General features: G+C 68.8%; 13 protein-coding genes and 2 pseudogenes. 9 read left to right on the top strand and 6 right to left on the bottom strand.

The window, feature by feature from the left end:
* The gene (locus tag ACFQ79_RS11500; RefSeq protein WP_383581584.1) at positions 1-966 is read left to right on the top strand and encodes an MASE1 domain-containing protein; all 966 of its coding nucleotides are present in this window, start codon (positions 1-3) and stop codon (positions 964-966) included.
* Between the two features lie 237 nt (positions 967-1,203).
* Positions 1,204-1,530, top strand: a complete 327-nt coding sequence (locus tag ACFQ79_RS11495; protein ID WP_383581581.1) for a DUF6087 family protein — start codon at positions 1,204-1,206, stop codon at positions 1,528-1,530.
* Positions 1,531-1,898: 368 nt separating this feature from the next.
* On the opposite strand, the gene ACFQ79_RS11490 is transcribed toward ACFQ79_RS11495, so the two are convergent.
* Entirely contained in the window at positions 1,899-2,387 is a 489-nt protein-coding gene (locus ACFQ79_RS11490) for a DUF6326 family protein (protein ID WP_383581579.1), read from the bottom strand.
* 161 nt (positions 2,388-2,548) lie between these two features.
* Here ACFQ79_RS11490 and ACFQ79_RS11485 point away from each other — a divergent pair, with 161 nt between their 5' ends.
* The 4 genes and pseudogenes from ACFQ79_RS11485 to ACFQ79_RS11470 all read left to right on the top strand — a co-directional run.
* Positions 2,549-3,688 (top strand): sensor histidine kinase, encoded by a 1,140-nt coding sequence (locus tag ACFQ79_RS11485; protein WP_383581577.1) that lies wholly within the window; start codon positions 2,549-2,551, stop codon positions 3,686-3,688.
* Positions 3,685-4,341: a response regulator gene (locus tag ACFQ79_RS11480; RefSeq protein WP_383581575.1), complete on the top strand. Its 657-nt coding sequence runs from the start codon at positions 3,685-3,687 to the stop codon at positions 4,339-4,341. The genes ACFQ79_RS11485 and ACFQ79_RS11480 overlap by 4 nt, the downstream gene beginning before the upstream one ends.
* Positions 4,342-4,819: 478 nt before the next feature.
* Positions 4,820-5,059: a hypothetical protein gene (locus tag ACFQ79_RS11475; RefSeq protein ID WP_383581573.1), complete on the top strand. Its 240-nt coding sequence runs from the start codon at positions 4,820-4,822 to the stop codon at positions 5,057-5,059.
* Between the two features lie 129 nt (positions 5,060-5,188).
* A pseudogene (locus tag ACFQ79_RS11470) lies at positions 5,189-5,319 on the top strand (IS5/IS1182 family transposase); the annotation flags it as partial.
* A gap of 808 nt (positions 5,320-6,127) precedes the next feature.
* On the opposite strand, the gene ACFQ79_RS11465 reads toward ACFQ79_RS11470, so the two are convergent.
* Complete coding sequence (locus ACFQ79_RS11465; RefSeq protein ID WP_383581571.1) at positions 6,128-6,715, bottom strand: TetR/AcrR family transcriptional regulator; 588 nt, start codon at positions 6,713-6,715, stop codon at positions 6,128-6,130.
* Between the two features lie 156 nt (positions 6,716-6,871).
* On the opposite strand from ACFQ79_RS11465, the gene ACFQ79_RS11460 reads away from it, so the two are divergent.
* Positions 6,872-7,831 (top strand): alpha/beta hydrolase family protein, encoded by a 960-nt coding sequence (locus ACFQ79_RS11460; RefSeq protein ID WP_383581569.1) that lies wholly within the window; start codon positions 6,872-6,874, stop codon positions 7,829-7,831.
* An 86-nt stretch (positions 7,832-7,917) separates the two neighbouring features.
* Here ACFQ79_RS11460 and ACFQ79_RS11455 read toward each other — a convergent pair whose 3' ends face one another.
* Positions 7,918-8,052: a hypothetical protein gene (locus tag ACFQ79_RS11455; RefSeq protein ID WP_383581705.1), complete on the bottom strand. Its 135-nt coding sequence runs from the start codon at positions 8,050-8,052 to the stop codon at positions 7,918-7,920.
* Between the two features lie 59 nt (positions 8,053-8,111).
* Positions 8,112-8,927 (bottom strand): annotated as a pseudogene (locus ACFQ79_RS11450) (Tn3 family transposase); the annotation flags it as partial.
* 449 nt (positions 8,928-9,376) lie between these two features.
* Between ACFQ79_RS11450 and ACFQ79_RS11445 the strand changes: the two are divergent.
* Together ACFQ79_RS11445 and ACFQ79_RS11440 are read left to right on the top strand one after the other, a co-directional pair.
* Entirely contained in the window at positions 9,377-10,411 is a 1,035-nt protein-coding gene (locus ACFQ79_RS11445; RefSeq protein ID WP_383581567.1) for a hypothetical protein, read from the top strand.
* The gene (locus ACFQ79_RS11440; RefSeq protein ID WP_383581565.1) at positions 10,408-10,929 is read left to right on the top strand and encodes a hypothetical protein; all 522 of its coding nucleotides are present in this window, start codon (positions 10,408-10,410) and stop codon (positions 10,927-10,929) included. The genes ACFQ79_RS11445 and ACFQ79_RS11440 overlap by 4 nt, the downstream gene beginning before the upstream one ends.
* A gap of 936 nt (positions 10,930-11,865) precedes the next feature.
* On the opposite strand, the gene ACFQ79_RS11435 is transcribed toward ACFQ79_RS11440, so the two are convergent.
* Both ACFQ79_RS11435 and ACFQ79_RS11430 read right to left on the bottom strand, forming a co-directional pair.
* Positions 11,866-12,834 (bottom strand): hypothetical protein, encoded by a 969-nt coding sequence (locus ACFQ79_RS11435; RefSeq protein ID WP_383581563.1) that lies wholly within the window; start codon positions 12,832-12,834, stop codon positions 11,866-11,868.
* Positions 12,835-12,953: 119 nt separating this feature from the next.
* Entirely contained in the window at positions 12,954-20,597 is a 7,644-nt protein-coding gene (locus tag ACFQ79_RS11430) for a DNRLRE domain-containing protein (RefSeq protein ID WP_383581695.1), read from the bottom strand.
* Positions 20,598-21,165: the final 568 nt, after the last annotated feature.

Here is a 21,165-nt window from a genome sequence, read left to right as displayed (position 1 = left end):
ATGTCGCTGGCCGTGGCGGTTTGCTACTACGCGGCCGGACGACTCGGTCTGATGGGACGCCTCGTCGTCGAAGGCGTGGTGGTCACCCCCATCTGGCCTCCCACCGGCGTCGCCGTCGCCGCCCTGCTGCTGCTCGGCGCGCGGGTCTGGCCTGGGATCGCCCTCGGCTCCTTCCTCGTCATCGCCTCCCTCACCACTCCGGGGCCCACCACCGTGGTCACCGTGGCCAGCAACACCGTCGCGCCGCTCTGCGCCTTCCTGCTGCTGAGACGGGCCGGCTTCCGGCTCGACATGGCGCGGCTGCGGGACGGACTCTCCCTGGTCTTCCTCGGCGGGTTCGGCGCCATGCTCATCAGCGCGACCGCGGGGGTCGGACTGCAGGTGGCGAAGAGCTCCCTGGACAAGAGCGAGTTCTGGCCCGTCTGGCTGGCCTGGTGGGTGGGCGACACGATGGGGGTGCTGCTCGTCGCCCCGCTCCTGCTCGTCCTCGCGGGGCCGGCCGGACGGTTCCGCGTACGGCGCTGGAAAGAGGCGGCCTTTCTGGGGCTGACGACCCTGATCCTCATGCCCATGGCCGTGCTCAGCCCGATGAGCATGCTCTTCCTCGTCTTCCCCCTGCTGATCTGGTCAGCGCTCCGCTTCCAGCTCGCCGGAAGCATGCTGTGCGCGCTCTTCGCATCCGTGCTCGCCACCTTCGAGGCGACCTCCGGGCGGGGCGCGTTCCTCCACCTGACGGACGTCGAGATCATGGCCAAGCTCCAGGCGTTCAACGGTTCCGCCGCCCTGACCGCCCTGCTTCTCGCCTCCGTCATCACCGAGCAGCGTGCGACCCGCCGGTCGGTGCGCCGCGCCTGCCAGGAACTGGCGGAGGTCCTGGAGCACCTCGCGGCGGGCGAGCCCTCACCGGGTCCACCCGGCACCGCCGAGAGCCGGGCAGCCCCACCCGGCGGGCACCGGAATCCGTGATCCCCGCGCCGGAGCCGGCGCAGGGACCAGGAGCCGTACAACGACTGCAAGGCACGGGAAAGCCACGGGAACGGTCGTGGCCTGGAGCTGACCCGCGTCCCGGGCGGCGGCCGCCTTTGGCCGGCCGGCCTCCCCAGGCGCCAGCGGACTTCCCCCGTCGAGTGACCGCTTCAGGTGCCACCACTCGGACGAGGGACAGGGTGGCGGCCCGGCCCGGAACTCGGTCACGATGCCTGGATGCAGCATGACGAACCGTTGGAAGAATGGGCGCGCCGTCGGGCCGAGCGCCGGGCTGCCTCGGTGGGCAGGCGGCGCGCGGTGTCACTCGGCATCGGTCCCCACCGCGGGGTCCACGTCGACCCTGGCGCGCCGAGAGCGATCGAAGAGTGGACGGGCACGGAGTGGCAGGTGGTCGGCCTCGTCGAGAACCTGGCCGCTGCCCAGTCCCTTCTGTATCCGCCTCCGCCCGAGCGGGCGAAGCCTGCAGAGTGGGACCGGCCGGCGATGGGCAAAGGCCGGGGGCGACACCGAAGGCCGACCTCGGCGGAGGAGCTGGACCAGTAGGCAGCCCAGCGCCCGACGGCGGGCATGCCCGCGCCAGTGTCGTTCTGAGAAGAGCGCTGCGGGGGGGCAGGCGGTCGAGCGCTTGGACGTCGTTTCTTATGGCGGTCCCTGGGGTCACGGCTTCTTGTGGCGGTCCCTGGGGTCACGGCTTCTTATGGCGGTCCCTGGGGTCACGGGTGACTGAGCGCGGGAGTCGGCCCTTGAGGATGCTCGCCGGATTCCCCGGTTGGCCCAACCGGGGAATCCGGAGATGGTGGTTTCTCTACCGCTTCTTCCTGCCCACCCGTCGAAAGGGTCCCACCGCCAGGAGGTCGATGACGCGGCACCGAGGCAGATGGCTCCGCACAGGACGGGGACTGCTCTCGGGTTCACGCTTGCTGCTGGGCACGAACGGGTTCGCGGTCCGGGCCGGTCGCCAGGGGCGCCGACGGTGTGGTGCGGGGCCAGGTCCAGGCGTACCGCAGGATGAGGGCGAGAACGATCACTTCCAGTGCGACGCCAAGGCCGTAGAAGTACGTCCAGGACTCGCCCACCGCGTTGAACGCCGCGAAGGGGACCTGTATCGAGGCCACTATGAGGTTCGTGATGCGGTTCGCCCGGGCGGGCAGCGTCATCGACAGCACGACCATGAGGATCGGAATCGCCATGAGCGCCAGGAAGGTGGTCAACAACGTCTGGCTGATGTCGAACTCCCAGACGACGCCGGCCTCGATGTCATCGATGACACCGGGCTTGAAGAAGGCGAGAATGTCCACGTAGGCGTAGAGAAACATGAAGCTTGTCCACGCTGCGGCGAGTTTGACTCTCACCGGGATCCGCGGGTCTTCCAGCGTGGCGGTGGGTTGACGTGTTCTCATCGTACGCTCCGTTGTCGTGGTGAGGTCGGTAGCTCCACGATCGCTGGGCCCGGCGGCGGGGACATCGGCGTCGAGGCCGGACCCACCTCGGCCGTTGGAAGGAGCGGTGTCTCGTTCTTTCGGTCGGTCCCCGACGCCTCGGCGGTCCCTAGACTGAGTGTGTGACCACCAACGCCCTGAGTTCCCTGTGGGCCGAGCCCCGCGCCACGGACGCTCCCGAACGGGTGTCGCGCGACTGGGTGCTGGTCGGGGTGTTGATGGTGACGGCGCTGCTGGAGGGGGTCCTCCGGGACGACGTCGCCTGGCGGCCGTTGGCGACGATCGTGGCGGTCGGACTTGCGCCGGTGCTGCTGTGGCGGCGTACCCACCCACTGGCCTGTGTCGTGGTGGCCTTCGGCACCGTGATGGCGTTGGGACTGGCGAGCCTGCTGGGCGGGGCCCCGAGCGTGGGCCTCGACATGATGATCTACATCCTGGTGCTCGTCTACGCGCTGGTCCGCTGGGGCTCAGGGCGCGAGATCGTGATCGGCCTGGCGGTGGTGACGGTCGCTGCGGGAATCGGTACGGTCGCCGACTACACCGGGCCGGCCGACATCATCGGCGGGTTCGCCGTCCTGGCGGCCGCGGCGGGCGGCGCGGCGTTCCGCTACCGCGCCGAGAGCTGGCGCAGGGCGTTGGCCCAGAGCCGCAGCGAGGAGCGGGTCGCCCTCGCGCGCGAGCTGCACGACATGGTCGCCCACCACGTCTCGGCGATCGCCGTGCAGGCGCAGGCGGGCCGGGCGATGGCCGGGCAGCGACCTGAAGCGGCACTCGAGGCGCTGGCGGTCATCGAAGGGGAAGCGTCGCGGACGCTGACGGAGATGCGGGCGATGGTCCGGGTGCTGCGCGACGGGGCGCCGGCGGAGTACGCCCCCCAGCCCGGCGTTGCCGACCTGGGGTCCCTCGCCCGACGCGCCCCGGTCCCGGTCGTCGACGTAGAGTTGCCTGATGACCTGGCCGAACTTCCGCCCCAGGTCGACGCGGCGGTCTACCGGCTGGCGCAAGAGGCGCTGACCAACGCCCTGCGGCACGCCCGCAACGCCTCGCGTGTGGAGATCCAGGTCGTCGGGGGCGCGGGAAGGCTGCGACTACGCGTGACCGACGACGGACAGATCGACCCGGCGCGGTCGGTGCACCACGGCTTCGGGCTGCTGGGGATGACCGAGCGCGTGCAGTTGCTCGGCGGCACGCTGCGTGCCGGGCCGGCGCCCGAGGGCGGATGGACGGTCGACGCCGAACTGCCGACGAAGGTACGCCGATGACGGTGCGCGTACTGGTGGCCGACGACCAGGATCTGGTGCGCACCGGCCTGTCGATGATTCTTGAAGCGCAGCCCGACATCGAGGTCGTCGGCCAGGCCGCCGACGGCCACGCCGCGGTCGAGCTGGCGCATCGCCTCCGCCCCGACGTGTGCCTGGTCGACATCCAGATGCCCGGGCTCGACGGCATCGAGGTGACCAAGCTCCTCGCAGGGCGGGGCGTTCCGGACCCCATCGCGGTAGTGGTGCTCACTACATTCGACCTCGACGAGTACATCCAGGGCGCGCTCAGGGCCGGTGCCCGAGGCTTTCTGCTCAAGGACGCCGGGCCGGAGCTGCTCGTCCAGGCCGTCCATGCCGCCGCCGTCGGCGATGCCCTGATCGCGCCGAACATCACCCGGCGGCTGCTGGCCACCCTCGCCGCCAGGGAACCGTCGAGCCGACGGACCCAACCGATCGAGCCGCTCACCGAACGCGAGGAGGAGGTACTGATGCTGGTCGCCCGTGGCCGCACGAACGCCGAGATCGCCGCCGAGCTGTTCATCGGCTTGACGACCGCCAAGACCCACGTCGCCAGCCTGCTGACCAAAATCGGCGCCCGAAACAGGGTCGAGATCGCGATGTGGGCGTACGACACCGGCCGGGTGGGCGACTGAACCGAACCTGAGGCGCACGCACGACGACTGCTTCCCGGCCGGGTGGCTGCATGGCGGCGGCCTCCGCTGACTGTCGTCCTCGGTGTCGGCAGTGAGCACAGGCGACGCACCTGAGTCCGCGGCGGCTCTCACGCAGTTAGTGAGGACCTTCGACGGCAGCCGGCACTCGTGCCCGACACCGGCCGCGATCAGCCCCGCGCGTACGCGTCGAGGGACGCGGTCAAGCACTCGGCGTCGACGTCGAGGCCGTACCGTCCGGCGATCTCGGGTACGTGACGCTCAAACCGCCCGACCTGGGGTCGGGAAGTACCTGGCTCCGGCGGAAGCAGCCGGGATCAGCCCGGGCGGCCCGGCGATGAGCGAGGCCGACCGGTCGAAGCTGATCAGGGAGTGGTTCCCCGGGGAGGTGTCGATCTCCTCGTTCCGCCGCTGGGTGCACGCGACCCTGTCGGACGAGGTGGCGAAGTAGCAGGGCACCGTGTTGCGCGACGACATCGAGCCCGGATCGGAGGCCCAGATCGACTACGGCTTCCTCGGGCCGTGGCTCGATCCGCGGACCGGCAAACGCCACCGGGTCTGGGCGTTCGTGATGGTGCTGCCGCGTTCGCGGCACATGTTCGTCCGGCCGGTGTTGCACCTGGACCAGCGCGCATGGACGGAGCGCACGTCGCAGCCTTCCGCTCCTTCGGCGGCGCCCCTCGCCGGCTCGTCCCAGTGACAACCTGAAGACCGACATCGACAAGCCCGACCTCTACGACCCGAAGATGGACAAGGCTTGGGCCGAACACTCCACTCACTACGGCGCATTGGTCTGGTCGGCCCGAGCAGGGAAACCGAAGGACGAGCCGACTCGACCGTCGTGCGGGCCCACCAGCATGCGGCCGGGGCCCGGAAAGGGGGCTCCGCAACCTGGCTCTCGGCCGGTCCAGAGGCCCGTCCGGACGGGGCTTGTCCACTTCCGCACGACGACTGCTGCGGCAGGAGCTCACCGCTCGGCGGCGACGGATCGGCACCCAATCTGGTCCGTGGACGGCATCGGCGAGGGGTTGCTCCTCGACAACGGCAACGGATTCGTCTACCTGCCCGGCCGCATACCAGCCGCTCAAGTCCGCCTCGTGCGATCAGACGTTCCCCTGCAGCCTGGCATTTGACTTCGCGCGTCGGTACGTCTGGGGGCAGGTCCACGCGGAATCTGGCTGCGAGCCCGGCGAAGGCGTGACCGCAGCGAAGGTGGGCCAGGGTCGTCAGCGCCTGGCAGCGGCAGGTCAGCCGCCGCTGCAGCATGTCGTCGGGTGATAACGGGCGGGCCCCCACCGTGCTTGCCCTTGCGGGCCTCCGCGTCGAGCCCTTCGAGGGGCGACTCCCGGATGCTCCCCCGCTCGGTCTCCACCATCGCCGCGAAGAACGCAAAGAACGCGAACAGCAGCCGGCCCCGGCCGCTGAGGTCGGACCTGCCGGGCAGAGGCCCGGCGAACATCTCCAGGACCAGGCCGTGGGCGGTGAGTGCGGCGGCGTGCACGGCCGAGGCGCTTCATCTCGTAGACGGTGATTGATCTGGCGGGCCAGCGCGAGCGCGGCCTCGAACTGGGGCCTCACGCGTACCCGGGTGCTGGTCTTCACGGAGGGCACCTTGCGTATCCGATGCGCTCGGGGAAGCCGCGTGAGGGACCGTCATGCCGACCGGACGGATGCTGTCACCGACGATTCTCAGAAGCACCCCGATCCCACCTGCGAGCGAGACCAAGTCCTGCGAATCGATTCGGTGTTCCTCGGCCCTACCGCTCTTCTATGAGAGCCGCAGCCCCTGAAGGAGCAGTTCGATCAGCCTTCGAGGATCGTAGCGGGGGTCGCTGTCGCGCCCGATGCAGAGGTTGCCGATACCGCGCATGAGCTCGTACGGCTGCGTGCCGGGCCTGATCTCGCCGGCGGCGACGGCGGCGTCGAGCAGCTGCGCGCAGACGGGCATCAGCCGGTCGAGGAAGTGGGTGTGCAGCGTGGCGAAGCGGTCGCTGTCGGACTGGAGGGCGTCGGCGAGTCCGTGCTTGGTCACCAGGAAGTCGGTGAAGAGGTCGACCCACTGGCGCAGCGCGTCGAACGGGGAGTCGGCATCGGCCAGCAGCTTCGGGCCGGCTTCGGCGCAGGCCTCGATCTGATGGTGATAGACGGCGGTGACCAGGTCCGCCCGGGTGGGGAAGTGACGGTAGAGCGTCCCCAGTCCGACACCCGCCCGGGCGGCGATCTGGCGGATCGGCGCGTCGATCCCCGCCGTCACGAACACCTCCGCGGCTGCGTCGAGCAGCGTCTGCTGGTTGCGCATCGCGTCCGCTCGCTTGCTGCGGGCGGACGCTCCTTTGGCCGGGCCTGCTGTGGGCATCACGCTCTCCTTCCGGGGGCCGTTGACGAAACGGATCAGCGTTCCATATCTTAAACGGAACAAGGATCCGCTTTCAGGTTAGCTGACTGCGGGCACTCCGCCATACCCGCCGCCGTCCGCGGACGGCGGCGGGGGTCATCGAAGGGCATGCTCCTCATGAGTGAACCTGCTTTCACAGCCGACACCCTCCACTCGCCCACCCCCGTCCTTTCGGTCAGCCCGGTGGTGCTGTCGGCCCCCGGCCGCGCCGTGGACCTCCAGGTGCGCATCTCCGCGCCGATGACCGGGAGCGAGCTGCCGGTCATCCTCCTCTCGCACGGTCTCGGCTTCTCCAACAACCTCTCCTCGCTGAACGGCTACGCCCCGCTCGCGAACTTCTGGGCCGCACGCGGCTTCGTCGTGATCCAGCCCACCCACCTGGATTCCAGGACGCTGAGCCTGGAGCACGACGGCCCCGGGGCCGTCGCACACTGGCGCACCCGGGTCGAGGACATGACGCGCGTCCTGGACCAGCTCGACGTGATCGAGGACGCCGTCCCGCATCTCGCCGGTCACATCGACCCGAGCCGGGTCGCCGTCGCCGGACACTCCATGGGCGGGCACACCGCGAGCCTGCTGCTCGGCGCCCGGCTCACCGATCCCGACGACGGAACGACGGTGAACCTGGCCGATCCCCGGATCAAGGCGGGCGTCTTGCTCGCCCCGCCCGGCCGGGGCGGCGACGCCCTCACCGAGTTCACCGTCGAGAACTACTCCTTCTTCCTGACCACCGACTTCTCCACGATGACGACACCCGCGCTGGTGGTCGCAGGAGACAAGGACGACTCCGCATTCCTGACGGTCAGCGGCCCCGAATGGCACACCGACCCCTACGTCCTCTCCCCCGGCCCCAAGTCCCTGCTCACCCTGTTCGACGCGGAGCACGGGCTCGGAGGGATCTCCGGATACGACGTCGCCGAAACCACGGACGAGAACCCCGAGCGGGTCGCCGCCCTCGCCACGCTCGCCTGGGCCTACCTGCGCAGCGAGCTCTACCCCGGGGACTCCGCCTGGCAGGCGGCCCGCGACGCGGTGACGGCCGACCCCAACCCGTTCGGACGGGTCGAATCCAAGTAGCTCCGTGCAGGCCGGCTCCACGCAGATGACCTCGTTCGCTGGTCCCCCGTGAGGTCCCGGACGGGCTGTCGCCCGGCTTCGCCTGATCAGGCCGCTTGGCCGTAGCCGTGCGAGGCGGGACGGGACGGGACGGGCGAGTCGTCGCCGCGGAGCGGGCTGAAGTCGACGTCCAGGTGCGGGTCGTACGCCTCAGGTTCAAGGCCGAGTCCGTGGGTGGGCACTCGCCGAAGTGGCGGATGGGCTCGGTCAGTTGAGGAGAGATGTGGGCCAGGTCCTCGGAATCGATGACCTGGCCCTCCTCCTGGAGCTGGCGCACGATCTCGGCAATGTCCAGGGCGTTGTGGAAGATCACGCGTTCGTGAGCAACGCGTTGAACTTCGCTTCTTCTCCTGCTCGACGGAGTCGTTGTCGGTGATGACGCCGCCTTGGCCGACGCCGATCCACTGGGAGAGGTGAGGTCCTTCCAGTTCCTGATGCGCGGCATCCGGTCGAAGCCCAGCAGGTGGGCGAGCGTGAAGACCGGGAACGACTGGCCCCGCGTATCTGCGTGCACCGTGGCCGGCTTCACCTCGGACGTGCTCTTCAGCAGGCCCTCGATGATGTAGTCGGCCTCCCATGCGCCGCGCGGGATGAAGTGCGTGAACAGCGCGATGCACATGCCCCAGATGTGGCGATAGACCATGCCGCCCGAGTTGCCGTACCGCACCGCGGTCTCGGACAGCAGGTTGTTGAAGTAGGTGTCCATGTGCGTGCCGTCCGCGGCGACCCTGGAGCCGTCGCCCCACGCCTGGGAGATGTCCAGGCGGGCGTGCGCGTTGTACGCCGTGCGTGATGGCCCGGACGGCCGCGCCGAGGAGGCGCAGCTCTTCCAGCACCGAGAGGCTCGCGACGACCGGGGAGTCGGCCTCCAGATGGTGCTCCGGGCTCGGGTCCCACACGCGGATCGCGATCGGGTCCAGGGAGACAGCCGAGTCGGTGGCGTTGTCGGCGGGAGCCGGGCTGGCGACGGGGGCGCCGTCGATCTGGGCCCTCCCCGGCGACCGCGAGGTGCCGCGGCGGTACTCCCGAAGGAGCCGCCGGAGATCCACCAGCCCATGCAGTGGACGCAGGAGATCAGCGACACCACGAAGGTGCGTGGGCCGCTGTCCCCGTTGCGCTCGTGCCAGCTGTGGATGAGGTCGCGGACGGGGTCGAGGATGGCGTCGGATGGCGTCGTGGACTGCGAGCCGCGTCGCACGGTATCCGGTGAAGCCGAGCAGGGCGATCTCAGGCAGAGTGATCATGTCGCCCCCTGACGGAACGCGGGCCTCCTGATGGTCGGCGGAGCATGTAGAGCACGCGCCGACGGGTGCCCCGCGACATACAACTCGCCGGCCAGAGGGCGATTTCTGATCACAGCGAACACCAGATCGCGTCACGAGCACCGACGCCCGCTACGGCTCCAGGACAACCCCGACCCCTCCCCAGAAAGAATCCACGTATCGACTACCAACCGCTGCGGGGCTGGGTACCGTGAGTCATTCAGATCACGTGCGGGAGGGATGCATGGACGTCGCGTCGATCGTGAGCGCGGGGGCCGCCATAGCCACCACCGGTACGGCCGCCTTGGCCATGTGGCTCACCTTCCGATCACGCTCGAAGACGCCCCCACGCTCCGCTCAGCGGACCGCCTCAGATGCTCGCCCCACGCCCGAAGGACTTCGGGATGATCAACAGTGGGAGGATGTGTCGCTGCGCCTGGCAGTACTCATCAGATCGCTCCTCTCTCGCCCCTCAGTCCAGATCACCCGAGTGCGCGAGCTCCCGATCGGGTGGTCGGAGGCGATGGAGTTCGTCCCAGAGGGGTTGGCCGGCCAGCTCGCCTTTCTCGCACGAAGTCCCGACGAAGATGCGCACTCGTTGATCGAAACGCTCGTACACCTCCTCGGCAAGAGGGGGTCAGCGGCCGAGGACCAGGTCGTGAAGCAACGGGTCGCGAGGCTAGAGCAACTGATCAAGCGTCTTTCGGACAACCCGCCGGATGGAGTGGAGCACGAAGAAGTTGCAGACCCAACAATCCACCCCAGGGACTTCGGACTCGTCCCACTGCCCATGCCCGGCCGTGACGGCCTGGAGCACGAGGAAGAGTTGCCGCGGGGATGGGAGTTGGCACTGGGGCAACTATCTGAAGAGTCACTCAAGCGCCTGATCGACTTCCTGCCGAAGGCAGAGAGTTTCGGCAGCGAGGTACCCATCCGCGTCCATGCTTTCCTGTCCGCCAATGTGCCGGCTTCTGGATTCCTCGCCCCGCCACATCCCGACCTGGCGAGCGACACGCTCCTACGAGCGCTCCGCATGCGCCTTGACCGAGCAGCACCCCGCTATGGGCAGCGCAAGCCGGCTCCTTCTCCTCGAACACCTGCGGCCGAAGACTCGGCAGACCTCTCGCCAGCCGAGCGGGCATCGGTCGCCGTCGACGCCGCAAGCTCAATCGACCACGCCTTGGCCATGCTCTTCGTCCGCCTCGGGCCACCTCCCGAGGAATCCGAAATCGACAACTACTCGCCCGCTTCGAGTGGCGGCGGAGGGGTCAAACAGTGACCACGGAGGAGCAAGGGTCCCTTCCCTCGCCCAAGACCACAGAAGACCCGGTCCTGTCGCTGGGATTGAACATCGCCGCACAGTGGGGTTCCCGCCTGGATCCGCATCAGCTGGAGGTGGCCCTCAAAGCACTGGAGCCGCAGCTCAAGCGGGAGCACAAGGAGCGCACGATCCGGCTGGAGATACAGCGGGAGGATGCGGAGCGAGCTGCCCAGACAACTCGTGAAGCCTCAGAGCGCGCTTCTCGTGAAGCCCGTGACGGGCGGTCCCACAAGCGATATATGGCCACGCTGATCACGGGTGGCGTCGTGGCGATCGCGATGCTCGGCGCCGGGGTGTTCGTCGCACAGGACCGATGGTGGTTGTCGATCCTGTTGTGCGGCCCGAGTCTGATCGCGCTCTCCAAGATCATCTTCCTCCGGCGTAGCGACGAGTACGACATGAAGGCGGTGCTGAGGGCGACCCGTACCGGGATGAACGCAGCAGGCCAAGCCCAGCCCCCACCGCCCATGGTGTGACCCCCAGGGCGGATCCCGGGAGGCCGGCGCCGAGAGCGTAGCGGTGCCCTGGGCCGCCTTGGAGGAGTTGGCCGGGCTGCGCACGCATACGTACCGTCGGGCTCACGAACGGGTCACGTCTTGGCTGCGCCCGTGTAGGCGAGGACCGCCACGCCCAGCTACCGGAGAAGGCCCACGCCGCCGCCGATGGAGTCGACCACGGGCTCCATCCCGGCCGCGGCCTCCACCGCGCGAGCGGGGATGTTCCACGTCGGCAGTGAGCATCTGGTCGACCTCGGCGGTGGTCCCCGCGCGACAGGGAGTGTTCCGCTCTCCCACAGGTAACGTCGCCTCGGTCACCGGGTGATCCCTGCGCGAGCCGGGTCGTTCCCGGGATCGCGCCGTCCTGGCCAGATGCCGGCGCTCGATGGAGTGGCGGAGGGGCGCAACATCCTGATCACGCAGGACTGCGGACAAAGTCAACGCGGCGGTCACCCGCGAAGGGCGCCAAGGATCGAAGTCACCGCGCCGCGGACCTCGCACACGCAGGAGCGGCGGCCAGATCGAGGCATGCTCCGTGGAGATCTGTCGGCACCGCCACTCGTCCGTGTGCCGACTCGCCCCTCCGGGCCGTCGGTCAGGGGTCCACTCCCTGCCGACCGAGATCCGGGCCATACGCGGACCAGCCGCCTGCGGCTTGGCCGAATCGTGGTCTTTTCCGCTGGTCAGCGGCCGCTCGAGGCGTGTACCACCAGCACAGCACAAACCTGCTGGTCAGCACTCGCCGAAGAAGCTCGGGCTTTTCTATGTGCACGAGAAGAGGCGCCTGACCTGGGCTTTCGCCCGTCAGGCGCCTCTCGCTCGCCCTGCGCAGGGAGGGATCGCAAGCTCCGGTGGACGTCGTGGCACAGGCCGTCCGCCTCGGCCGCCACCGCTCGGCGACAGGCCGGCCGGTGGTCAGAACAGCGAGTGGTCGCCCCGCAGCCGGCGTCGCAGGAACGTGGCGAACGTCTGGTCCTCCAGGCACGTGAGCGCCGACGCGTCCGGCTCGATGTAGGCCACGCGCCACTCCTCGGGGGCGCCCTTGGCGGTGAGCCAGCCGAAGGCACGGCCACCGACCTCGCCCCACTGCAGGAACAGCCCGTCCTCGTCCAGCCGGCGCAGCCCCGGGGTTCCCGTACCGCCCGCGGCGGGAAAGACCCGTACGCCGGCGACGACGCCGCCGGGGAACTCCCCCATGATCGCCAGGTAGTCCTCCGGAAGCGCGCCGAACGACTCCCCCGCCCGGCCGAGCAGCTCCTCCGCGTACTGCCGGACGCCGGGAACGCCGATGCTCCGCACGCGGGCGAGGATCTCCTCGACCGCCCCGATGTCGCGGTTCGCCAGCACCATGGCCGTCGCGCGCTTGTCCTCGGCGACCTTCCAGAACGTTCCCGACTCGTACTCCTGGTACGTCTCGAGGGCGGGCGTCCCCTCGGCACGTCCCGCGACGGCCCGCGCGACGAACTCCGAAGCGGAGAAGGGAAGGTCCAGCCAGAACTGGAAGTCGGTGTCCGTGAGGACGGTCGTCCAGTCCGCGGTGTCCGCGGAGGTGGTGTCCCACAGCAGCACGCCGTCGTTGGCGGTGCGCCCCCAGGGCACCATGCCGCGGGGCCGCGGGTGCAGCGGCAGCCAGAGCTCCTGCTCGCGGCTCTGCAGGGCCTCCTCCATGTCCGCGATGCGCAGCGCGGTGTCCCGGGTGAAGTCCTCCAGGGAGCGCACCGGGAGTTCGGTCCCTCCGAGCAGCAGGGAGGACGCGATCACCCCCTGCGGCAGGACCTGGACCAGCAACTCGAAGTCCTCGGGGACGATCTGGCCGTACCCCTCTCCCTCCGGCCGCACCGGGGCGTCGAGACCCAGCAGCCGGACGACGTCGAGATGATTCATGTGTTCCTTCCTTGACGGCAACGGCGGTGGGGCGGCGGCCGACGCCGCTCACCCCACCGCCTCTTCTGCGCCGTTTCAGCCCCTCGGGGGACTCACGGCTTCAGTGGCGCCCGGGCCCGTCAGTCGTGGACTCCGGAGGGTATCAGCCGGGAGAACGCCCCCGATGAACTCGAGACGTACATGTGCACGCCGATCGGGTTCACATAGCCCGGGGCGTACACCGGGACGGATTGGTAGTAGACCTTCTCTCCGAGCTTGAGACGCCTTTCGATCTCGTACTCGACGGTCCGCATGCCCTCCTTCTGGTTCTGGTACATGGTCGTCGGGACGATGTTCTCCCGGTAGTGACTGCCGCCGAACTCACGGGCGATGAGGTGGGCGCGGTTCCAGTCGTCGGCCTCGTCCTGGAGGTCCCAGCCGCGCGGGTTCTGCGGACCCGTGTTGTCCAGGCTGGCCGGCTGGGAGGGGTCCAGACAGGCGAATCCACCGGTGGCGCGCCCCTGTGTGTCGACCGGGGTGTTCCACACGAGGCTCGGCCCGGACGAACTCTGGCACTTGCGGCTCTCCTCACCGGCGCCGTCGATCGCCTTGCGCTGAGGAGAGTTGTCCTCCTCGGCCGAGGGGGCCAGGCGCGCGAACAGCCGGACCAGGTCGGAGACGGCCTTCCCGGTGTGGAAGCCCTGCGGGCCGCTGCCGGGCGGTGTGGGAGCCGATCCCGGCGACGGGGACGGCGTGGGCGCCGTGCTGGTCCCGCTGGACGCGCTGGACGAGGACGCCTCTTCCGCTGTCGGGATCATCTGGCCGATCGCCGTCGCCGCGTCCGAGAGGTTCTTCTGTCCCTCGGGCGTGGCCGCGTACAGGGCGGTGACCAGAGCCGCGCCGGCCCACCAGATGGCCGGGATCGCGAAGGCGAAGTGGCCGTCCAGCTCGACGAAGCTGGTGGGGTTGCCGCCGGCGAAGGCGTAGCGGTTGCCGGTGAACGGGTCCGCCCCCAGGTTCATGTCGGCCAGGGCGCCGTTGTACATGTCCCGGGTGGTGAAGCGGTTGAGCCCGGGGCTGTAGTCGCGGAAGCCCATGTCGTACGTGCCCGACTGGGCGTCCCAGCGCTTCGCGTTGAAGCGGTAGGGGTTGTACTCCTGCTTCGTCGGATCCGTGGCGTCCGGCTTGTCGATGCCCGTGAACTCCGACTGGTCGTCGGAGCCGTAGGCGGTGTAGCCGTACGTCGCCTTGGTGTCGCCGTTCTTGTCGGTCAGCGTCTCGACGTCGCTGTGCGAGTTGTAGCCGTAGAAGCCGTCCTCGCCGGTGCCGTCGGTGTTGTGCTTGACCTGGGACAGCCGTTCGCCCCACGGGCTGTACTGGTACGACTTGGTGAGCTGCCCGGCGACCTCTTCGCTCAGCACCTCGCCGGACAGGCCGAGGTAGTGGAAGTCGGTCTTCTTGCCGTCGACCGTCTTCGAGGCGGTGCGGTCCAGCGGGTCGAAGGTGAACGTCGTCGACTTCATCGCGCCGGTGCCGTCCCGCTTCTGGGACTCCACGACGTGGTCGAAGCCGTCGTACACGCTCCTCTCGATGACCTGCCCGCCCGAGGTGACGGACTCCTGCCGTCCGAAGGGGTCGTAGGTGTAGGTGGCCGCCGAGCCCCCTGTGGTGGCCCGGAGCAGGCGGTTGCGGTCGTACTCGTAGGCGGTCGTGACGTTCTTGACCGTCTGCGAGATGACGTTGGCGTTGTCGTCGTGGACGTACTTCTCCGTGCCCGCGCCGGTGCCCGTCTTGACCGACTGGGTGAGCCGACCCGCCGGGTCGTAGGTGTAGTCGGTGGTCGCGTCGAGGTACGCCGTGTGGTTGTCGGCGTTCATCTTCTTCGCGACGTCCTGCGCCTTGTTGCCGTTCAGGTCGTAGGCGTAGGTGTGCGAGGAGACGAGCGTCCCGGAGCCCTTCTTCTCCGTGGTCGACCTCAGATCGCCGCCGAGGAGGTAGGTGTGGTCGACCGTGTTGCCGTTGGCCTTGGTCTCCTTGAGCCGCTGGCCGCGGTCGTTGAACGTGTACGAGGTGACCTTCGGCGACGTGTCCGTCGCAGACTTGCCGACCGAGATCGACTTGACCAGCTCGCGCAGGTCGTAGGTGTACTTCGAGAACTGGTCGGGGTGCGTGACCGTGTCGGCCTGACCGTTGGCGTCGTACGTGTACGACGTGACCTTCTTCTCCTGGCCCGCGAGGGCCTCGGTCACCTTCTGGACCTTGTTCAGTCCGGTGTAGGCGATGGTGTAGGCGTCGATGCCGGCACCGGAGGAGGTGTCGTCGATCGACGTCACGTTGCCGTTGACGTCGTAGCCGTAGGTGAAGGTCCGCTTCTCGGTGTCCGTCTCGCCGGTCGTGCTGCGGACCAGCTTGACCGCGTCGGCGACCACGATGCCCGACGTGCTCTGCTCCAGCTTGAGCTTGGCGTCGTTGCCCTGCTTCAGGGTGTAGGAGCCGAGCGTCACCCAGGTGCCGGTGCCGGCCGTCTGGTCCTTGGTGACCGACGGGTGGGTCGTCGTCCCCTGGGACAGCGTGTACTTCGCCGCCGTGGACGCGCCCGCGACCTGCGGGTACCTCACGTACGCGGTGTAGGTGCCGTCCTTCGGGATGTTGAGCGTCCAGGCGAAGGAGTCGGTGCCCGTGCCGGAGGCGTGGGTGCGGTGGTCGTAGCCCTGCTGACCGGTGGTGCCGCCGGTCGCCCAGGTGCCGGTGGCGGTGGTGTGCTGGGTGTCGGAGTTGTCGACGAGCACGACCGACCGGCCGACCGGCACGCCGTCGTCCGACTTGGACTTCAGCTTGCCGTCGGGGTAGTACGACTGCGTCATGGTGCGGTCCGAGGAACCGCCGGCCGACGTGAGGGTACGGGCCTTCTGCAGCCCGAGCTCGGTGTAGTCGTACGTCGTGGTGATGTCCCACGGATCGCTGGACTTCTTCGTCCAGCCGTTGTCGTAGTACTCCATGACGCTGTCGTTGCGGACCGTCTGGCCCTGCGACGGCGGCTGCGACTGCCGTTCCACCCGGCCCACCGCGTCGTACACGGTCTGCGTGTAGACGTTCGGGTCGTTGTGCTCGGGGTTGCCCGGGTCGTAGGGCTGGTACTGCTTGACCGGACGGTTCAGCGCGTCGTACTCGGTGCGCGAGGTGAAGTCGTCCGCGGTGGCCGTCGCCGTGCCCTTCGGCGTGATCACCTTGGTGGTGTTGCCGGTCTGGTCGTACTCGTAGCGGGTGACGCGGAACGTCGTCCCGTCGTAGGGGACCTTGACCTCGGTCTGCTTGCCCCGCTCGTCGTAGGTGTGGGTCGTCGTGCTGTTCCCGGGGTCCGTGGCCGTGAGGACCAGGGAGTCCTTGTCGTAGGTGCGGGAACTGACCTTGCCCGCCGGGTCCGTGGAGCTGGTGAGCCGGTGGTTCAGGTCGTACGCCATCGTGGACGTGTAGTCCGTGGTGTCCGGGGTGGCGTTCTTCTTCGGGTCGACGACCTTGACGGCGTTGCCGACGTCGTCGAACTCGTAGGAGATCTTGTCACCGGCCGCGTTGACCGCCGAGGTGAGCTGGTAGATCTCGTCGTAATGGTTGGTGGTGACGTAGTCGGTGGCGTCCGAGCTCGTCAGCGAGCCCTTCGGCTCGGTGACGGTCCGCAGGTTGCCGACCTTGTCGTAGGTGTAGGACGTCTTCCGCTCGGGCGACGTCGGCGTGTCCTTCGGGGCCGTGGCCGAGACGAGCTGGTCCGCGACGTCGTACACGGCGGTCGAGACCGCCCCGTTCGGCGCCGTCGACGTGGTGACGTTGTCGTTGGCGTCGTAGACCGGTGCGGGGGTGGTGATGAACACGCCCGCGTTCTGGTCCTTCGGGACCGTGTTCTCCTTCGGACGCCCGAAGGTGTCGTAGGTCTGCGTGGTCTTCTTGCCGAGCGCGTCGGTGACCTCGGTGACCTGACCGCGCACGTCGTACACGAAGGACGTGGTCTTCCCCAGGGCGTCGGTGATCTTCGCCGGGTAGCCCGTGGGACCGAAGTCGCTCGTCGTCGACGGGTTGCCGTTGGGGTCGGTGGCCTTGGTGAGCTGACCGTAGGCGTTGTACTCGTAGGCGGTGGTGTAGTCACCGGCCGTGGGGGTGGCGACGCCCTTGGGGTCGGTGACCGTCTTCAGGTTGCCGAAGGAGTCGTACCCGAACTGCCACGTGCGGCCCTCCGGAGAGGTCTTCGTGGCCAGGTCGACCGCGTAGCCGTCCGGACGGGTCACGTACGCGTAGCGCGCCGAGTTCGCCGGGTAGGTGCCGGGGGCGCAGTCGCCCGGAGGCGGGACACCGGACTTGTTGCTCTCCGCGTCGCGCTTCCAGAGCGGATAGCCCGTCTTCTGGTCGTAGCAGTAGGCGGTCTTGGCCCCGTTGGCCTCCTCCAGGTAGGTGACGTTGTTGTCCGCGTCCCAGCTCATCTTCGTGGTCTGGGACTTGGCGTTGGTCGTCTGGACCGGGCGGCCGAAGTCGTCCGACACGTAGTCGGTCGCGTGCGACAGGGCGTCGGTCACCTTGGTGTCGACGAACTTGGGGTTCCCGGCGTCGACCGCATAGCCGAAGGTGGTGACACCCTGCAGACGTTCGGTGATCGTCTTGGTCCACCAGTGGTACTTCGGGTCGTCACCGGCCTGCGGCGAGAAGTACGTCATGGCGGTGGCGTTGCCGCGCGGGTCGGTGATCTTGACCAGCTTGACGTTCTTGTTGCCCTGGGTGGCGTCGTACTCGAAGCCGAAGACCTTCGGCTGGCTGGAACCGGCGCCGTCGGTGATCTTGGTGAGGAGACCCTTGTCGGAGTACTCGAAGGTGAACGTGCGACCCGAGATCTCGGTCATCGACTTGATGTGGTCGATGATCTTCGGGTTGTTGCCGTCCGCCTTGGAGTAGTAGTCGATCGTCAGCGACTGCCGGCCCGCCGGGTCGGTGACGTACTTGAGGAACTTGGTCGGCTTGTTGTTCGACTTCCGCTCTTCGTACGTGTACGTCTGGGTGTTGCCGTTCTTCTCGACCAGCGACGTCAGGTAGCCGTCGCAGCCGAACAGGAAGCGGCTCCCGTCGGGACGGGTCATCGTCCAGGCGTCGGGGACCGGGTCCTTCAGCGGAGTGCAGTCGAGACCGGTCTTCGCGGTCAGCTTGTAGTGGACGCCGGCCGGCGCCTTCCACGCGCTCGTCGCCGCGTCCCAGCGGAAGACGTGGGTGGTGCCGTCGCCGTCGGGGAGACGGATCTCGGTCGGGTTCGGCTTGGGGTGGAACTCCAGCGGAGCGCCGAGCCGGATCGGGCCGGATGCCTGGAAGGACCAGCCGGAGCCGGAGACCGTGTCGGAGGTGTCCTGGCTGTTGTAGACGAAGCGGGCGAAGGTGGTGACACCGCGGCCCGGGTTGGTGAACGCGTTGTACTGCCAGACGCTGTTGCCGGACGCCAGGTTGTTCATGACGGTCGAGCCGGCGCCGGTGTTCTTGCCCGTGTAGGAGTAGAACTTCTCCATGCCGAGCTCGTTGGAGGTGGGGTCCTCCACCGCCACGTTCTGGCTCAGGCCCGGAATGCCGGCGGTGCCGGACGTCCAGGTGCCCGTCGTCTTGTTGTAGACGTCCCAGGTCAGGACGTAGTCCGTGCGCTTGTTGCCGTTGTCCGAGTTGATCGGCGTCTTCACCTGCGCCTGCAGGCCGACCGACCCGCCCGGTGCGACGTTCGCCGGCAACGCCGTCCGGATCTGGTTGCCGCCGGTGGTCACGTCCGTGCCGTCGGGCAGGGCCCACCTGTAGGTCAGGACGTTGTCGGCCGAGGTCCAGGTGGCGGCCGTGGTGTTGGTCAGGGTGAAGTCGACCGTGTAGTCGCTGTTCGGCGTCATGCGCGCGGGAGTCTGCGGCGCGTAGTACGTCGAGTCCGTGGTGGAGTCGATGTACGTGACCACGATCCTCGGAGCCAGCCTGGGCTCGGTGCCCTCGGACGACAGGAACACGGTGCGCTCCTGCGCCGCGGCCTCGTCCGCCGTCTTGAGGACGACGCCCTTCTGGGAGGCCGGGGTGGCCACCCAGGACTGCGCCATCGAGGTGACGTTCCAGTCGTGACGCGCCGGGTCGTTCGTCATCGCCCCCGTGTCGGCCACGACGGCACCGAAGTCACCGCCCGCCGTCGTCCAGCCGGTGCCGGCGTCGGCCTTGGCCCAGGTGGCGGTGGCCTCGTCGAAGTCACGGGTCAGCGGCCGCAGTTCGTAGACCGCACCCGCGGTGTCCTGGGTGGTCTGCGTGGACCACAGGCGCACGTTGGCGTCCAGGACCCGGGCGGAGGCAGGGATGCCGAGGGCCGGGAACTTCAGCAGCGCGCGGGTGTCGCCGTACGTGGCGGAGTTGTTGCCGACGGACAGCCAGTTCTTCGGGCCGCTGTCGTCGAGGGTGTCGTGCGGGGTACTCGACTGGACCGAGGACAGCGTGGTGTCCTGCGACGCGGCGAGCACCTTCGTCGTACGTCCGGCCTTCGGCAGACGCACGAGCTGCGTCGGCGCGGCGACGACCTGCCCGTCCTTCGTCTTGACCGCCACCATGTAGTAGTAGGCGCGGCCGTACGGGTCGGCGTCGTCGGCCTTCGTCGGCGTCGCCGAGGTGTCGGTGAACGACGTCGTGCCGGGCGCGACGGGCGCCACGAGGGTGGCGGCCGAGGGGGTGAAGGTCTGGCTGACCGAGCGGTGGACCTGGTACTCGACCAGGTCGTCCCCGGTCGCGATCGGGTCCTTGGCCTGGTACGCCGACCAGGACAGCTCCGCGCCCGTGTCGTGGATCGTGGTCGGGGCGGCCAGGTCGACGCCCTGACGGCCGAAGGTCAGCACGAGACGCGGGTAGGTGGCAGTCTCGCCGCCGTACCCGAACTCGCTGCCCTGGTAGCGCGGACCGCCCTTGGGGCCGTTCGCGGACTCGTCACCGGCCTTGATCACGAAGCCGTTGTTGACGTTCGTCCCGTCGATCCAGGACTGCACCGTCTTGGTGACGGGGAAGGTGTGCCAGGTGTTCAGCTCACCGGGCTGCTTGGTGACCACGCCGCCCTTGGTGAACCGCACCGCGTCCGCGATCACCGACGTGGTGGCCGAGGCGGGCCCGTCCCCCAGGACGATCTTGCCCAGCGTGCCGGCCTTGAAGGGGTGCGAGCCCAGCGTCTTCCAGACACCGGCCGTGCCTGCCTTCTGGTCGACCGTGTAGGCCTTCGTCCCACCGTCGTAGGTCACGCTGTACGGAGTGTCGGCGGCCCGGTCCGACGCGGGAACGTAGTGCGTCTCGACCTGATAGGTGCCGTCCTCGGGAAGACTCGGCTGCCAGGTGTACGTGTCGCCCGCGACCGAGTCCTTGTTGTACATGTACGTCTGGTTCACCGCGTACTGCGTGTACGCGGTGTTCCCCGACGCCGGCCAGGCACCCACGGCCGCCGTACGCCCGGCCTCGCCGTTGTCCACCAGCACGGAGGTGCCGGACAGCTCGCCGGTGATCGCGTTCGCGCTGTTCCAGGTCGCCGTGGACTCCGACCAGGCTTGCGTGGCCCGGTGCGCCTCCAGCTGCACCTCGGCGTCGCCGGTGGTGTGCGTCTGGTCGAACCAGAGCTTCAGATCCGCGGAGTCGAGCTTCGTGCCCGCCGGGATGCTGCCGACCGGGAACCTGATCAGCGCGCGCGACGTGCCCGTACTCGTGTTGCCGACCGACAGGCGCCAGTTGTCGTCGTAGTTCGTCGTCGGGCCGTCCGACGAGATCATCACGTCCTGCGCCGTCGTGGGCGTCGGCGCGATCGAGAGCGTCGGATCGATCGTGACCGGGTAACGCCGCTCCGGCGCCGCCAGCCACGTCGCGTCCGGCGTGACGACCAGGTTCCAGCCCTTGCCGGCCCGCACGAGCTTCTGCGTGACGCTCCCGCTGTAGGCGGATCCGTACGGAGCCCGGGCGTCCTTCGCCGCGTCAGTCATGAACGCGGCGGGGATGACGAGGACCGGGTTCGCGCCCTCGCCGTGGAAGGAGACCGAACCGTCCTTGTTCGCCTTCGGCGTCAGCCCGCCCGCGTCCAGGGTGAACGTGAACGACACCGGACCGGACGGCTTCGCGTCCAGGACGATGTTCTCCTTCACCCGCCCCGGGCCCACCTCGTACGACAGGTCCGCACCCGGCAGCGCATCCTTGTACGTGACCGTCTCGCCCTGAGCCACCGGCGCGAGCTTCCGCGCACCCTTCAGGCCGAGGGTCACCGTGTGCCCCTCGGCCCGGAAGCGCAGCAGCCGCTCCGCGTCCGAACCGAACCAGCTGCTCGCCGCGTTCGTCGTGTTGGCGAAG

The sequence above is a fragment of the Streptomyces sp. NPDC056480 genome (assembly GCF_042795405.1).
Lineage (GTDB): Bacteria > Actinomycetota > Actinomycetes > Streptomycetales > Streptomycetaceae > Streptomyces.
Note: the sequence above shows the minus strand (reverse complement) of the source record. Positions and strands in the feature narration are given on the sequence as shown.